Here is a 15,494-nt window from a genome sequence, read left to right on the forward strand (position 1 = left end):
CTTATTGCTTTTTCCCTAAAAAACCTTCCCTGAACATCGAATTTGAATTACCTTCTGTCCAGTTATCCCTTTGTGCTTAACCCGAACTCACGTTATTTATGTTGTGGGTGATGTTCTTTTTCATTTACCACCAGTGTGATAGGGTTGAGTTCTGGGAAATATGCAAACATATATGCCAGTTCTAAAGCGGTTTTGTCAACAGCGATTTACTTAGAAGTTTTCCATGGTAAAAAATCATATTGTCAACAACCTAGATGATTATACGATGCTTACTGTAAGGGTACAGACCCTTTCCCAGCAGTTGTAAAGCCATTGAACTGTCTATTTGGGTGAAAGAGTTTATTATCTGCTCGTTTCCAAGCCATAGTTGCCCCTTCTGTGTTTAGACATGATCTTCGGCTGGCTGCTAAACTTGTCCTATCTATAAATAGCCTGTATTAACGGTATTTGACAGGGAGAATTCATCCTCATACAACAAAACCGTGTAAGACGGACTTTTCGGATTTTTTTCAATTGTCGTTGAATTCCCCCCGTTTTTTTGTAAGCTTCAGGATAAAAGCCCTTTGCTTTTTGGGAGCTGAACCCTAGCCGCTTGACTATATTATAAATCCGGGCATTTTTGAATTTAACTCCTAACCTTTTACCGACCCCGTCAATGAGCAAGGGGCGGCTCGGGTTTCGGTATTGTGGCAGCAGCTGGCAGGGAAATAATTCAGGAGCAGATCCGACAACACTTTGTGCTGTGCGAATATGCATAAAAATATTCGAAGCGGTGGTGATTATAGATGATTTCAAAAAGTGAAATGACAATCATCATGGTGGAAACGCCATGACTGGCGAAGCTGATTCTACTGAATCTCTTCCAGCTGACTTTTTCCAGCTCGTTTGCCCGATAATATTGGATGTAAGCATATGCGGTGGTCAGAGCACTGGCGAAGACCAGTATGGTCATGAAGTGGCCAAGGTTACCGATAAAGGTATTGATCATGGATTTTTTATTCTAACTGCCTCGACTCACATTCCTGCTGACTGCACTTCAGTTTCTTGGTATTTTGAAGGGCATTTCATCAGGATTTTATCGGCAATAAATATTTCATCATTCTTGTAAGAACCGATTACCACCACGGATTCTGAGCGGGTGAAATCTGCAGGTACGGGTTCATTGTAAAAAACTTCCTGCTCTACGCCTTCATGGTCCACAAGCATAAATGTAAAGGAAACTTTGTCCTCCCGCACGTTTAAGCCGGTCACCTCGCCACTCGAATCCTTTTTCAGCTGGCCTACTACGTGGATTGCCTTGTCCTCACCCTTATGCTTCATCTCTTTAGCAGTGGTAAAACTTTCGTAGCTACTCGCGTCACCGATAGAAGTCATGATAATGGCTATTGCAGCTGCAATAATGCATAATCCTAAAAGATGTCCTTTTTTCATTTGTACTGAAGTTTAGGAATTAGGAATGAAGAGCTTTTTCAAGTTTGCTGATCTTACGGTCAATACTGATAAGATAAACGGTGATTCCTGCGAAAATAATCACAATGATTCCTACAACAATATAGATTTTGCCATTTGACCTCATTACATCAGCCATATCTACACTGTTATTCGAGTAATCTGATTCAGTTACAGGTATTTTATCTTGTGCCAAAGCAGAAAGACTGAAAACCAAAAGAGCAATAGTCAATAATTTTTTCATTAATCAGGAATTTAGAATTCGGTCCTCAGTAGTTCTCTTCACCCTACGCATTCTTACGCGCATAGTTGCGATCCAAGTGCCTAAAAGCATCCATCCTATAATAGCCGGATAGAAAACCAATTTTAATTTAGAATCAATATCATAGGCGTTAAAACCAGGATTGCCCCCGTTGCCAGGGTGCAAGCTGTCAGTCATTCGGGGCAAAATATAGACAAGGGGTATATAAACTGCGAAAGCAAAAATATTGTAAATGGCACCAATTCTGCCTCTTTGCTGTGTGTCAGTTAGTGAGTTGCGTAGGATGAGGTAAGCGAAATACATGAGCATAGCAATAGCTGCAGCATTTTGTTTGGGATCCCCACTCCAATAGGCTCCCCATGCAAATTTTGCCCAAAGCATTCCTGTAAATATTCCAAGTATCCCAAAAAGAATTCCTACGTTGGCAAATTCAATCGCTATGTCGTCATTCTTTAAATTATTCCCATTTAAGTACTTAATACTATAAATAACAGAAATGAGCAAGGCTATTAGCATTCCAAACCACATGGTGACATGGAAATAAAGAGCACGTATAGTTTCGTTCAGAATTGGAAGTCGAGGTACATCCATAAGCAAGCCTGCGATTAGCGTGTACAGCAGCAGGGCAATTGCAAGAATTTTCCACCAGGATTGGCGCATAGGGTGTTTTTGCTAATTCAATCGCAAAAATAAGGCATAAGTTTCTGAAAACGGCGCTTTTTGTAAGTTCTTTTAACCGCAGGAGGGTGCAGAGATTTAGCACGGAGTTCACAGAGAAAGAAATCCCTATGCTGAATATATTACAAACCTATGGGAAAAAGGGTTAGTGATAATGAAAAATGTAGATGGATGATCGTATCAGGAAAGTTAAATGGATTGATTTCAGTTACTTTTCCATCTCTCATTACTATTAAGGAACGATTTTGACCTTTAAAAATCACTATTTTTCTAAAAGCCTCTTCTATTACTATTTAAGAGTTTTTCAAAGTGAGTGTGGAGAGGTCCAGATTTTGGGTTTACCGATTTAGTCTTGTCCGAAATGAAGGTTGGTCAATTTTTTTTACAATTATCTAATAGGCTTTATTAGATCACTCTTCACCTAACATTCAAAAATACCAAGGAGCTATATCAGAAAGGATTATCCAATCTCTAGATGCTTGGTAAATGCCGAGAAGTTCAATCTTAAATTGATTTTGCCCATCAGATATTACAAAGAATAAATTTTGAACTTCTATTTCTCCAATTTTAGATGTAGTTGACTTCCTGATTTCAACATTGCCTACTTTCAGAATTTTGTTTTTTTGCAATTTCTCATAGACAAAGTCAAATGAACTAGAGATATCTATTTCTAGTATTTCAATTGTGCTAGTGACAGCCTCAAAAAAGCCCTCACACTCTCCTTTACTTATTTTTTCTGCCATTGTTCCATAGGAAAATTCTAGCAAATCCTCCTTAGTTGGGATAAACCTTTTAACAAATTCACTTTTGTTATTAGTCACAAGCAATTCACAGATTTCTTTACAAAATTTTTCATAATGAATTGTTTGTTGAGCAAGAGATAGATTTAGGCTACTAATTATTAGTATTATTCCGAAGGATAGTAGGTTTTTCATTGATATCTGTTTAGGCATGCTAACTTCTCCACAAATAAGGGAACAGAATATATCCGGTCACGGCGACAATCGCATTGATTGCCAGAAGTGTCAATAGCTTATCCATGCTTACACTCCAATCGAGCCCGTCCATGGCGTTTTTGGAAATGCGGATGGCCATCAGCAAAATCGGGATGATCACCGGGAAACTCAAAATCGCCATCAGGGTGGCGTTGTTCCCTGCTTTGGAAGCAATGCCGCTGACCATGGTCAAGCTGGCAGAAAAACCCATGGCTCCGAGAACCAGGTTGAGTAGGAACAAGCCTTGGTCTTGGACAGGATTGCCAAGAATCACAGAAAAAACCACATAGCCCAATAGTGCTAAAATCAGCGTAAGACCGGTATTGTAAATGATTTTCGATAATATGATTGCCTCAGGAGAAGCAATCATGTAATAATAGAGTTGACGTCCTTGATGCTCTTGTACAAAGCTTTTTGCCACTGCATTCACTGCCGAGAAAAGAATTATAATCCAGTATAAGGCATTCCAAGTAGGTGCGGTGATATTCCCTTGCTTGGCCCCCACACTCAAATAGGTGATAAAAACTGCAGAAACCACATAAAGCAAAATCCCATTAAGCGCGAATTTCTGTCTCCACTCCAGCGTGACTTCTTTACTGATCAGAACTGAGATTTCTTTCCACATGGGTCAAAGATAAGAGGATTGTAAAAGCTTGTCCGCCGTGGTGGATTGGAAGATTGAAAAATCCAGGTAATCACGAAAACTGATGCGAAGTCACCCTGAGGGGAGTCGAAGGGCCATAGTCAGGATCGCTTTTTTCGAATTGTTAGGAGATCTATGAGTATGGAGAATTTCAAATCTTTAATTCAAACTGCCAAAATGGCACCTAAACTGCTTTGGAACAACAGTTGCAATCCTGTGCCCGACAAACCATGTGTTTAACTAAACTAATTTATAGCCATGCAGGAAAAAGGCACGATCTCGATCCATACCGAGAACATTTTCCCGATTATCAAGAAGTTTCTCTATTCTGATAACGAGATTTTTCTAAGAGAACTTGTTTCCAATGCTGTCGATGCGACTCAAAAAATCAAGCGCTTAGCGACATTAGGTCAGTATACAGGCGAACTTGGTGACACCACTGTTGAAGTGAGCTTCGACGAGAAAAAGAAAACCATCACCATCTCTGACCGGGGACTTGGCATGACTGCTGAGGAGATCAAAAAATTCATCAATCAGGTTGCTTTTTCAGGAGCTGAGGAGTTTGTGGAGAAATTCAAGGATGCCAAAGATGCCAATGAGATCATCGGTAAGTTTGGTTTGGGTTTTTACTCAGCTTTTATGGTCGCCGATACGGTGGAGATCAATACACTTTCTTACCAAGAGGGCGCTGAGCCAGCCAAATGGACTTGTGACGGTTCTACTTCTTTCGAAATTTCCGAAGGAACACGAACAGAGCGTGGAACCGACATAATACTTCATATCAACAAGGATTCTGAAGAGTTTCTGGACAAGTGGAAGCTTCAGGGAATTCTTGACAAATACGCAAAATTCCTTCCTGTTCCGATCAAATTTGGTACTAAAACCGAATCCGCAGAAGATGGTGTGGATGACAAGGGTGAGAAGAAATGGAAGTCAATAGAAGTTGACAATTTAATCAATACTACTGCACCTATCTGGACGAAATCTCCAAGCGATCTAACAGATGAAGATTACCTGAAGTTCTACAAGGAGCTCTATCCAATGTCTGAGGATCCGCTTTTCTGGATTCATCTGAATGTGGATTATCCGTTCAACTTGACTGGAGTTTTGTATTTCCCAAAAGTGAAAAACGAATTTGAGCTTCAACGCAACAAGATCAAATTATTCAGCCGTCAGGTATTTATCACCGACGAGGTGAAGGACATCGTGCCTGAGTTCTTGATGCTGCTTCATGGGGTGATTGATTCTCCGGATATTCCTCTGAACGTGTCAAGAAGCTTCTTGCAGGCGGATGGAAATGTGAAGAAAATCAATTCTTATATCACCAAGAAAGTAGCGGACAAGCTTGCAGAGCTTTACAAAAAAGATAGAAAAGCCTACGAAGATAAATGGGATGATATCGGACTTTTCGTGAAATACGGAATGATCTCTGAGGAGAAATTCTATGAAAAAGGAAAAGACTTCGCTTTGCTGAAAAACACCAAAGGAGAGTTCTTCACCATAGAAGAATATCAGTCCAAGGTGAAACCGAATCAGACAGATAAGAATGAGCAGGCGGTCATCTTGTATGCAACAGATTTGGATAAGCAAGATGGCTTTATTCAGTCCGCCAATAAGAAGGATTACGATGTGTTGGTGATGGATTCTCCTATTGACAGCCATTTTATCCAAAATCTGGAATCCAAGTTGGAGAAAACACAACTGAAGCGGGTGGATGCTGACGTGGCTGAGAAGTTGATCCAAAAAGAGGAAACTTACGCCAACTTGCTGACTGAAGATCAAAGTAAGGAAGTGAAGGAAGTCTTCGATAAGGCGATCAACAACAAGATGTATACGGTAGAAGTAGAAGGCTTAAGCCCAGAGGAGCTTCCGGTGACGATCACCATGGAGGAATTTATGCGTCGAATGAAAGAAATGGCCGCTACAGGGGGCGGAGGAATGGGCTTCTACGGCTCACTTCCCGATGCCTATAAAGTAGCTATCAACGGAAATCACCCGGTAGTGGATAAAGTCTTGAAAGCAGAAACCGAAGAAGAAAAGACCAAGCTTGCCAAGCAGGCATTTGATCTGGCGCTTCTTTCCCAAGGCTTGCTAACAGGCAAGGATTTGACAGCCTTTGTAAAGAGAAGTGTGGAATTGCTGTAATGAGTACTTAACCCTTGAGGCGTCACTCTGAAGGATTTCGAAGGGGTACTTCGAGGGTTTCTTAAGTTAAAATCTAAGGTAACTGGTATCATTTCGGGTAATTAGAAAGTGAAAATACCTAAAGTAATTTTGAAAATAATTTGTAGTCAATTTTTATGTTTTAATATTCCAAGAGTTTAAATTAGCACATGTTTTATTTAATAATAATCTAAATCTTCTGAATGTTATTTGTTTTTATATCTTTGGCATAATGTGCATGAAATATAATCCTTTCGGTATATTTCTCACGTCAATTTCAATTTTATTGCCATCGATAATGCTGTCTTTATTGTATAATGCACCAACAACAACAGAAATTATTTCGCCAAGATGATTCTGTGAATATATTTTTATTTCTGAAGGTAGGTTTGTCTTATATCTGTGTTTAGTAGCTCCAATGTGAGCGTTTCACTTGCTGGATTTGAATAGATACTTAGCTGGCTTCCACTGGCAGATATGTAGAAGTAATAAGGTGAAGATGATGCACATGAATTGGTTGCAACAAGGGAAATTACCGCTCCAGAAGTTGTAGTGACATAACAATCGTCAATATTAGGGATCAGGGCAGTTGAACCTGAAACTAATGAATAATTGCTCGAATATCCATTGGTGCAGTATAGGATAATTGCCACATACTTGACCATTCATCAAACAACCAATAATTAGGATTACTGACAATTGCGGAACCAAGATCGAAATTTTGGGTTTTTCAAGTTGCAGAACTACTGGAACAAGGAGTTGAAACCGTGACTTGAACCCACCCCACTCCATTATTAGCCCCATTTCTCTGACCATATTTTGGTTTGTTCCGGAATCGGAAATAATAGAAAGTATGCTGCTCGTTGTCCATGTGTAGGTGGCTCCTGAAATGCTCACTGCTGAAAAAGTTCTTGAGTCTGAACACAAGGCTGAGGTAGAGCCACTAATTGCGGTAGATACAAAGTGATTTAAAATCGTGTTATCCAAGGGGGGCACTCCAGTTATATTCAACAAGAGGGCCGGCTGTCCATTTAGAAATCCACTGTCCTCGTGTGGATGTAGTTATAGCCGAATGATCTGCAAAACCCCAAGACACCTTCCCAGGATACATTTCATTACAAACTTGCACATAACTTCCGCCGGTCATATAGACATCCTCGTCTGTATTTACATCTCGCGATATCCACCTTACAGGGCCTCCTTCTGACATATTCCATAGAAATTTGGTAGGATAGGGGACGGCAGGAATAATCATGATGTCTATTTTTGCCAATGAATTCTATCAAAGTTAGTCCTTTGACTCGATGGATCCATGAGTTTGTTGCATAAAACTATTCGCCTACACTTTATTTTTTTTCCTAGTCTAATCTCTCCCAGGACGTGAGTGTACTTATATTGTTATAGGCTACTCCCCCCGATTCGAACCCTGTCCAGAGGGACATTGGTTTTCACCGATTTAGCAGGCTCTGTTTAGTCAGACTACACGATTCACGCTTGGAATTATTAACCAATTGATTTAGAGGGGTACATGAAGGAATGGATAGTTATTCAGTCTTATCTGAATGCATTGATATAAAACTACTGTGGCGCTGTGGCTGATTGTCCTCCCCAGGTTACTGCTTAGCTATCTCAATTGCCTTTTCCAAAAACTCGTCCTTTCCGGTTCTTACTCCGGCTACGGTTCGCTCCACATACACATCAGGCAGGAAACCTATGCCGTGAAGTTGGGATCCGTCATGCTTCAACACCCGCATGCCTGTAAAGGAGATGGTGTAATCCCCGGGCAGAGTAAAGCTGTTGACATTGCCGTTGGTACCGGAACTGGGCTGTCCGACTATAGTTGCCAGTTGATATCCTTCTATAAATCCCAGATAGCTTTCAGCGTAACTGACAGCCCGACCGTCGGTAATGAATATGACTTTTTTGTCGCCCAGATAGGGTTGTTTTGGTTCAAGGGACCAACCAAAGTCGGTATAGCCTACTTTCTTTTCCCGGTCGGGGTACAGGATATGATCCACCTGCATCCACTTCCGACTGTCCTTCCCGGCAATCAGGTGGTTGATCAGGTCATGGTTGTTGTTTGGGTAACCACGGACATCGGCTATTATTGCCCTGCTTTTTTCCAATTGGGGCATAAGCCGGTTGATTGTGTCCATGGGCAATGCGTCCAGATTGAGATAGACAATTCCGTCCTCTAGAAACCTATATCCATCTTGTGAAGACTTTATCGAATCTTTCTGGGCATAGTAGTTCAGTTTTCTTCTAAGCTCTACAGTCTTTCCCGCTACCGTGATATCCAGGGTAGTATTTAGCTTTCCCGTTATCATCAGAATCGGCGCAATGTAGTCAAACCATCCCTGAGTGGCAGCGGATGTCAGGGGTTTTAGGCTTTCGTATATCTGTTGTGGTGATGTTCCGTTGACCTGCTCAATCGTCTCTCCCGGTTTAAAATCCAGCGTAGGATCATATACCTCGGTGATGACCAGTTGCTGCTCTATCCAAGCTACATCGATGGGTGGTGCAAAATAAGGACTTTCAGAACTTCTGACACTGACGTGGTTGTCTTTTAAAGCAGAAGTGAGGCGCTTCAGATCATCCATATGGCCATCTAAGTCACCGGTATATGTTCTTCTTAGACTTGCATTCAGTTCTTTTTCCCATTCTATATCCATCTCGTCGAAATAAGGATAAAAATGCTGAAAGACATTCCAGGCATTGATCAGGTTGCCACAGCGGAAGGAGAGGGCAGAGGCATCCGTTGCGGTAGTTTCCTCTCCTGCTGACATGAACTCTTCAATGTCCACCCTGCTTTTAGGATAGGTCTGTCCGCCTTTGCTGTAAAGTACCAGTGGCATGGTGATCCATAACCCGTTCCCGATCTGGCTTGTCCAGAGATCGGTTTCCTTGGGCAAACCTTTGAAGAGAGGTGGTGCGGAGGTGTATTCCTTTGTGGGGTTCTTGCCGTTTTCTTTCGAGTCTTGGTTTTCGTCTACAGGATTACGGTCATCGGCAGTCAATTGGAGGGAGTTTATCCTGACACTTCGGTAGAGTGGGTTGCCTTCATTCATGTCCTTGGAAACACCTAAATGCTGCCAGTACACAGGCAGGTAATCCTGATCATCGGCTGGTTTTACTTTTATTGGATGTTCAGTGGCCGGTTTATCCAAAGAGAAGGTTACCGTCGGGGCAATCGGCTCAAAGATCCGCTGCATGGTCTGCAGCAGCTCTTCCTTGTTTTGACACTCCAGAACTTGCGCGCTTCCATAAACGGAAAACCATCCCCAGTCCACCTGATCTGCTTCTGTGCTGGGATGGAAGTATTTTACATAGCCATATGCTTTGGCAAAGGAAATCAGATTGTCTATCTCCTGATTGGTCTGAGCGTGGCAGGAGAGTATGAAGGATACCATAATGAGATAACAAAAAAGCGATTTACGGATAAAATTCATTGTGCATAAAAATTAGGTTCTATTCTAAATCTGCGATATGGACATTCAATATATCGAAAAAAGTTAGATTAGTTGATGAAAGTGGGTTAAGCTTAGATGTTTACCCTATTTTGGTCATTCTTATGGCTGGGATTTTATTCCAATCTCCGGGAGAGAATTTATTTTTCAATCCTTAATGGTAGTGATGCAGCGTGGGATAAGACTGCTTACTTCCGTACTATCCAATTTTGATACATACAGAGCGGTTATAGTAAAAGGTTTATTGATCTATAGATATTTTGATGTAGAAGACTAATTAAGAGCTAATGATTTTTTGCCCATGAATTCCTCCAAAGTTAGTCCTTGGGCTCGATGCGTCCATGAGCTTCCGGCATAAAGCCGCTTGCTGCGCTGTGCTATTTATTCCTTTTCCTCATGGCCTTATCTCTCCTAAGGCCTGTGTGGGTGTCCTAATTCATTGTTCACCAAAACGAAAAGAAATTATGGATGCTTTAGAAGGAAAAATTGATTTGTTTGAAGTGGCTGAGATCAAGCTGAGCTACAGTGCAAAAGTGAAAGCCTCGATGCGGCCATCTGTCTGTGGCTCCCGACAGGTGTATGAAGTGCTTTCCAAAACCTGGGATCGGGAGAGGCTTGAGTTTGTAGAGGATTTCAAGGTGATGCTGCTTTCCAGAGCCAATCGGGTGCTGGGGATAGTAACCATCAGTTCAGGAGGAACAGCAGGGACTGTGGTGGATGTCAAACTGGTTTTTGCGGCTGCGATCAAGTCTAACAGCCATTCCATAATTCTTTCGCATAATCATCCGTCCGGCAATCTGATGCCATCAGAACAGGATAAACGATTGACCCGTCGAATCAAGGAAGCCGGAAAGATCCTGGATATCCCGGTATTGGATCACCTGATTTTGACAGCTGAAGGGTATTATTCCTTTGCGGATGATTGGAAGCTTTAGGGCACTATTCTAATCTATAAATTAGGATTATAGATTAGAATATGATGAGGCACAAGCTGCAGTCTTTTGATAAAGATTTAAATTATGACTAAAATAATAGAGCAACTATTTAAGTTGACACCACGTGCAATCCACTTACTCAGAAATAAGTATTCATATAAGAAAATTGAATATTCCGAAGTGAAAAGGGCCTCTTTAATTAATGGGCGCTGGGATTTGTAACCAAATAGAAAATACAATGGCCACATATTTTTACCCCACGGAAAAGCCGTGTTCGGATAAATAAAGTCTCCCAACTACCGTTCAGAGTTAGTGTTGGCCGTTCGTGACGACACGAACGATGGCACATATTCAAATCCATGGGATATATATTCCCGGAGAGGATATTTATGCGCTTGGGCTGACCAACTGCGCGATTGCATTTCCCCCGCAACTCATACTCAAAATTGCTGAATTGGTTTTAATGGTTTTAAAATCCAATTCTGAATGATAGGTGTAGTGGCTTGCTGCTACATTATTTGTTCTTTCAAAAGCCTACACCAGCATCAAGAGCCTGATTATTTCAAACCCTTTCAATAGCTTCCATTGCATCACGGCTATTAAGGCGTGCAAAGCAATTAGATTCTTACTGATTTGCTGATTTTCACCGATATTCAATTCCCTGATCACTTTTCTGGCATGGTCATACCCGGCATATTCAAATGCCTTCAACACCTTAATGGCATTTTCAGCGGCTGATTTTTGTCTTTTTTTCGGTTCGAAGCCTAATTGTATTATCATTGCTTCTGCTACAGCCCAGGTGGACCATGGATTTTGGCCTGTGATCAGGTTTCCATCTGTAATGACGTTTTCCAGATACATGGCGCCTTCGGAAAACGATGCGCCATTTTCTATGAGTTTATCCTGCAACAGGAACGGGAAAACCACTCTGGCGTTTTTGATCAGGAATAGTTCTTCACGGTTTGTAAATGAACTTACTGTTCTACCTTTTAGATAGGGTGTGCCATCAGCCAATTTCACATTAACAAAAGCTGCCGGTCCATGGCAAACGGCACCGATTATCTTCCCTTGTTCATTGCTTATCCTTATCGCTTCTTGGATGTACTTGTTTTCAGGGAAATCAAACATGGTACCTTTTCCACCAACGAAATAGATGGCCACATATTCATCCATACGGACACTGTCCATGGGTAGGGTATCTTTTATTTTTCGTTGGGCCAGTGTATCGTTCAGAAAGGCGTAATCATAGACTTCCATATCTTCATCATCCCGCACCATAGGAGGTTCTCCTCCCAGTGGACTTGCCACGTCCACCTCAAATCCATTGGCAACAAATACATAATAGGCTTGTGACAGTTCGGTAAGTTCGTACCCGGTTTTCTTGCCTGTGCTTTCAAAGGATGCTGTACTCGTTACCACGGCCAAAATTCTTCCTCTTTTTGCTGCCGGATTGTCTGTTAAATAGGGCAACGATCCGGGCATTGCATTCTTGATTTCTGAAGATGGGGCTGAGGATGAAAGCTGGCTTACAAACCACCATCCGAATCCGCCCAATATTACTATGAACCCTGCCCCCACTATCAGTGACCACTTTACGAACTTCTTGATTTTTGACATCAGTATATTTTTTTGTGTAAAGAATATACTCTCATCACTTCCAATCTTCCGAAATGATCATTTCGGAAGAGCAACTGATCATTTTATCGCATGTTGCGAAATGCCAAAGGGGTTAGGCCGGTCTGTTTTTTAAAAGCGGCATTGAAACTGGAGATACTGTTGAACCCGGATTCCAAAGCAATCGAAGAAATAGTATAATGCTCAAATTTTGAATCCCGTAGGAGTTTTGTACTTTCTTCGATACGATATTGGTTAATGAAGGCATTGAAATTTTTACCACTCTTTTGGTTGATGACCATGGAAATAATCTGGGGACTTTGGTGAAATTGATCTCCCAGAAATTTGAGGTTCAATTCGGGGTTTTTATATGCCTTTTCTTCCACCATCAACCTTTGGATTTTAAGGTAGATCTCCTCGGCAAGATTTTCCGGGATTTGTGTGGACTTGTATTTTTCATGATCTACCTTATCTATAAAACGATTTTTGATCACCACAAAGCTGATGGAGTAGGCCACAACCGAATAAAGAACAGGTCCAACAATGTATGGCATGGTATCATCAAAGAGATTTAGTAGGTAAACGCACCAAATAGCCACAAGCCCGAAAAAGATTAGTCTTAGTAGCTGGAAGTTGGTAGCCTGAGGTGTGGAAGATATAGTTGCAGTCCTATAGCTGTAGATAATGTAGCTGATATAGTGACCGTAGTACAGGCCATAAGCCAATAAAAAAAACCAGATTGGAAATGACTTTGTGTGACTTTTTTCTATCCAAAAACCAAAGCTTATCGCTATAAGGGCAGGAATAAAATGTAGGAAATGGTTTCTGTTTAGAGTAAATGAACGAAGGGTTAACGATTTTGATAACAGGTAAAACAAGGGGCCAATGAGCATCATGGTCCCTAGACCTATAAAAATAACCTTAATGTGCAGCTCCTGTGCAAACTCCAGCAAAACTGATTTTCCAACTCTAAACGATAATACGATTAGAAGAAACCCGAGTAAGTGATTCGAAAGACTACTGCCTCTTCTATATAAAAAGAGAAATGCAGCGAGCAGAAGTCCATGGATCACCCCCAAACCGCTGATAATTACAAGTCCGATATGTCCTGCAGTTAGGTCTTCCATTGTTACTTTTATAAGTCTATTTGTTCATTGCCGTCCCAGCTCTCTAAGTATTTTGGCCCTTCAAAACTACAGTTTAAAATTATAGATGGATTGATCCGGATATGGAAAGACAAAAATTTATTTTTTTGCCCATGAATTCCTCCAAAGTTAGTCCTTGGGCTCGATGCGTCCATAAGCTTCCGGCATAAAGCCGCTTGCTGCGCTGCGCTATTTATTCCTTTTCCTCATGGCCTTATCTCTCCTAAGGCCTGTGTGGGTGTCCTAATTCATTGTTCACCAAAACGAAAAGAAATTATGGATGCTTTAGAAGGAAAAATTGATTTGTTTGAAGTGGCTGAGATCAAACTGAGCTACAGTGCAAAAGTGAAAGCTTCGATGCGGCCATGTGTCTGTGGCTCCCGACAGGTGTATGAAGTGCTTTCCAAAACCTGGGATCGGGAGAGGCTTGAGTTTGTAGAGGATTTCAAGGTGATGTTGCTTTCCAGAGCCAATCGGGTTCTGGGGATAGTAACCATCAGCTCAGGAGGTACGGCAGGCACTGTGGTGGATGTCAAGCTGGTTTTTGCGGCTGCGATCAAGTCAAACAGCCATTCCATAATTCTTTCGCATAATCATCCGTCCGGGAATCTGATGCCATCAGAACAGGATAAACGATTGACCAAACGTATTAAGGAAGCCGGAAAGATCCTGGATATCCTGGTACTGGATCACCTGATTTTGACAGCTGAAGGGTATTATTCCTTTGCAGATGATTGGGAGCTTTAGGGCTCTTTTTTTTGAGATCTTTACTCTTTCAGTGTACAACTTTTTCTCTTACAGAAGCTTATATTCTTCATTCAAAAATATTTTTCTTGACCTGAAAATATTTTCAAATAAAGTAAAATGGACTACATGGGATTTAATTATCTGTCTCAGTCATCTTGTAAAATCCAATTCATTTGCAATACCCTGTACAAGGTATTTTTTATGTGAAAACTATTGATTTGTATTGCGAGAAATTTGGACTCCGGGCGATTAATCATATGAAAAAAAATCTTTTGCTTCTGCCTGTCTCCGGAGTTTTTTCTTCAGTGCATTTTGCTCATTCGCCATATTATCCTTGTGCAAAAATCTATCAGGCCAACGGGCATCTGAAAAATATTCCCACGGAAAAGGAGGGGTTGGGAAATGGGGAGAACCTTTTTGAAATGACTGTTAAACTACCTGGAAAAGTCAAAGAACTGACAGCTTCTGCGGTACAACAGAAAGAACACATTAAAATTTTGAAAGCTCGGTTGGAAATTCAGCCCTAACCAAGCTCCGAAAGTATTCAATAGTTTTAAAGAAAGTATCCAACAGTTTTAATTAACATAATATGATAAAACAATCTACTATTCTAGGCTTTGCCTTTTCGGCTTTACTAATGTTTTCCAACAAGGCATCCGGACAGACCACCACATTTGATTATATGCATTCAAATGTCGGTTCCCAGAAAACAATCAGCTGGAATACCTCGAGCTTCGGTTCAGGTTTTGGGCATAGATTGATCAGTCTTGACCCTGGGGGATCCACCACATTAAACCTTCAGGCAAGGCATAATTCAGCCACATGGAAAGATGCTCTGGTGATTAATTCTCTCGGAAATGTGGGTATTAACACTAAAACCCCCACTTATACTTTGTCTGTCAACGGAGTCATTGGAGCACGTGAAGTCAACGTTACCACCACCGGTTGGGCTGATTATGTGTTCCGGTCTGAATATAAGCTGATTCCTTTATCGGAACTGGAAGCTTTTATCCGGAAGAACGGGCATCTTCCAGGCGTTCCCAAGGAAGCGGAGGTAATGGAGAACGGGATCAATTTGGCAGAGATGAATGTGAAGTTGCTTGAGAAGGTAGAGGAATTGACGCTCTACGTAATCCAATTAAAATCGGAATTGGATAAGTATGGTGATTTGCAAGAAAGACTGAAGAAGTTAGAACACAGTGTTTTGGATTGATAAATCGGTTTGTGCAAAGATCAGGAATACAATATAAAAGGTGGTTTTAATCTTAGTCAGTCAAATTTAAATAGTTGGGCTTTAACCAAATCCATTCAATGTTAACAGTGAAATTATTTATTGGAAATAGCAGATGTTCTCTTTAACAGGATGAAGACTTCCGTTTTTGTTTTACTATTTATT

15 protein-coding genes are annotated in these 15,494 nt (G+C 41.1%); 5 read left to right on the top strand and 10 right to left on the bottom strand.

Going from position 1 to position 15,494, the window contains the following annotated elements; all coding sequences use genetic code 11:
* Nucleotides 1–712: 712 nt before the first annotated feature.
* From J2X69_RS18995 to J2X69_RS19020, 6 genes are all read right to left on the bottom strand, one after another.
* A complete protein-coding gene (locus J2X69_RS18995; RefSeq protein ID WP_310106923.1) occupies nt 713–988 on the bottom strand; it encodes a hypothetical protein in 276 nt (91 codons plus the stop codon).
* Nucleotides 989–1,014: 26 nt separating this feature from the next.
* The gene (locus tag J2X69_RS19000; protein WP_310106925.1) at nt 1,015–1,431 is read right to left on the bottom strand and encodes a cytochrome c maturation protein CcmE; all 417 of its coding nucleotides are present in this window, start codon (nt 1,429–1,431) and stop codon (nt 1,015–1,017) included.
* A gap of 19 nt (nt 1,432–1,450) precedes the next feature.
* A complete protein-coding gene (locus J2X69_RS19005; protein WP_310106926.1) occupies nt 1,451–1,693 on the bottom strand; it encodes a CcmD family protein in 243 nt (80 codons plus the stop codon).
* A 3-nt stretch (nt 1,694–1,696) separates the two neighbouring features.
* Nucleotides 1,697–2,371 (bottom strand): cytochrome c biogenesis protein CcsA, encoded by a 675-nt coding sequence (gene ccsA, locus J2X69_RS19010; RefSeq protein WP_310106928.1) that lies wholly within the window; start codon nt 2,369–2,371, stop codon nt 1,697–1,699.
* 446 nt (nt 2,372–2,817) lie between these two features.
* Complete coding sequence (locus J2X69_RS19015; protein ID WP_310106930.1) at nt 2,818–3,324, bottom strand: hypothetical protein; 507 nt, start codon at nt 3,322–3,324, stop codon at nt 2,818–2,820.
* A gap of 19 nt (nt 3,325–3,343) precedes the next feature.
* The gene (locus J2X69_RS19020; protein ID WP_310106933.1) at nt 3,344–4,009 is read right to left on the bottom strand and encodes a heme exporter protein CcmB; all 666 of its coding nucleotides are present in this window, start codon (nt 4,007–4,009) and stop codon (nt 3,344–3,346) included.
* Nucleotides 4,010–4,285: 276 nt separating this feature from the next.
* On the opposite strand from J2X69_RS19020, the gene htpG reads away from it, so the two are divergent.
* The gene (htpG, locus tag J2X69_RS19025; RefSeq protein ID WP_310106935.1) at nt 4,286–6,172 is read left to right on the top strand and encodes a molecular chaperone HtpG; all 1,887 of its coding nucleotides are present in this window, start codon (nt 4,286–4,288) and stop codon (nt 6,170–6,172) included.
* Between the two features lie 997 nt (nt 6,173–7,169).
* Here htpG and J2X69_RS19030 read toward each other — a convergent pair.
* Together J2X69_RS19030 and J2X69_RS19035 are read right to left on the bottom strand one after the other, a co-directional pair.
* Entirely contained in the window at nt 7,170–7,445 is a 276-nt protein-coding gene (locus J2X69_RS19030) for a hypothetical protein (RefSeq protein WP_310106937.1), read from the bottom strand.
* A 358-nt stretch (nt 7,446–7,803) separates the two neighbouring features.
* A complete protein-coding gene (locus J2X69_RS19035) occupies nt 7,804–9,600 on the bottom strand; it encodes a S41 family peptidase (protein ID WP_310106939.1) in 1,797 nt (598 codons plus the stop codon).
* Between the two features lie 521 nt (nt 9,601–10,121).
* Between J2X69_RS19035 and J2X69_RS19040 the strand changes: the two genes are divergently transcribed.
* Nucleotides 10,122–10,592, top strand: a complete 471-nt coding sequence (locus J2X69_RS19040) for a JAB domain-containing protein (protein ID WP_310106941.1) — start codon at nt 10,122–10,124, stop codon at nt 10,590–10,592.
* Nucleotides 10,593–11,126: 534 nt separating this feature from the next.
* Here J2X69_RS19040 and J2X69_RS19045 read toward each other — a convergent pair.
* Both J2X69_RS19045 and J2X69_RS19050 read right to left on the bottom strand, forming a co-directional pair.
* The gene (locus J2X69_RS19045) at nt 11,127–12,209 is read right to left on the bottom strand and encodes a type 1 glutamine amidotransferase domain-containing protein (RefSeq protein ID WP_310106943.1); all 1,083 of its coding nucleotides are present in this window, start codon (nt 12,207–12,209) and stop codon (nt 11,127–11,129) included.
* Between the two features lie 83 nt (nt 12,210–12,292).
* Entirely contained in the window at nt 12,293–13,333 is a 1,041-nt protein-coding gene (locus J2X69_RS19050) for an AraC family transcriptional regulator (RefSeq protein ID WP_310106947.1), read from the bottom strand.
* A 294-nt stretch (nt 13,334–13,627) separates the two neighbouring features.
* Here J2X69_RS19050 and J2X69_RS19055 point away from each other — a divergent pair, with 294 nt between their 5' ends.
* From J2X69_RS19055 to J2X69_RS19065, 3 genes are all read left to right on the top strand, one after another.
* Nucleotides 13,628–14,098 carry a JAB domain-containing protein gene (locus J2X69_RS19055; protein WP_310106949.1) on the top strand — a complete coding sequence of 157 codons (471 nt, stop codon included), beginning with the start codon at nt 13,628–13,630 and terminating at the stop codon, nt 14,096–14,098.
* 257 nt (nt 14,099–14,355) lie between these two features.
* Entirely contained in the window at nt 14,356–14,625 is a 270-nt protein-coding gene (locus J2X69_RS19060) for a hypothetical protein (protein WP_310106951.1), read from the top strand.
* A 62-nt stretch (nt 14,626–14,687) separates the two neighbouring features.
* Nucleotides 14,688–15,311, top strand: coding sequence for a hypothetical protein (locus J2X69_RS19065; protein ID WP_310106954.1), 624 nt, complete (start codon nt 14,688–14,690; stop codon nt 15,309–15,311).
* Nucleotides 15,312–15,494: the final 183 nt, after the last annotated feature.

Source organism: Algoriphagus sp. 4150 (assembly GCF_031457395.1).
Taxonomy (GTDB): domain Bacteria; phylum Bacteroidota; class Bacteroidia; order Cytophagales; family Cyclobacteriaceae; genus Algoriphagus.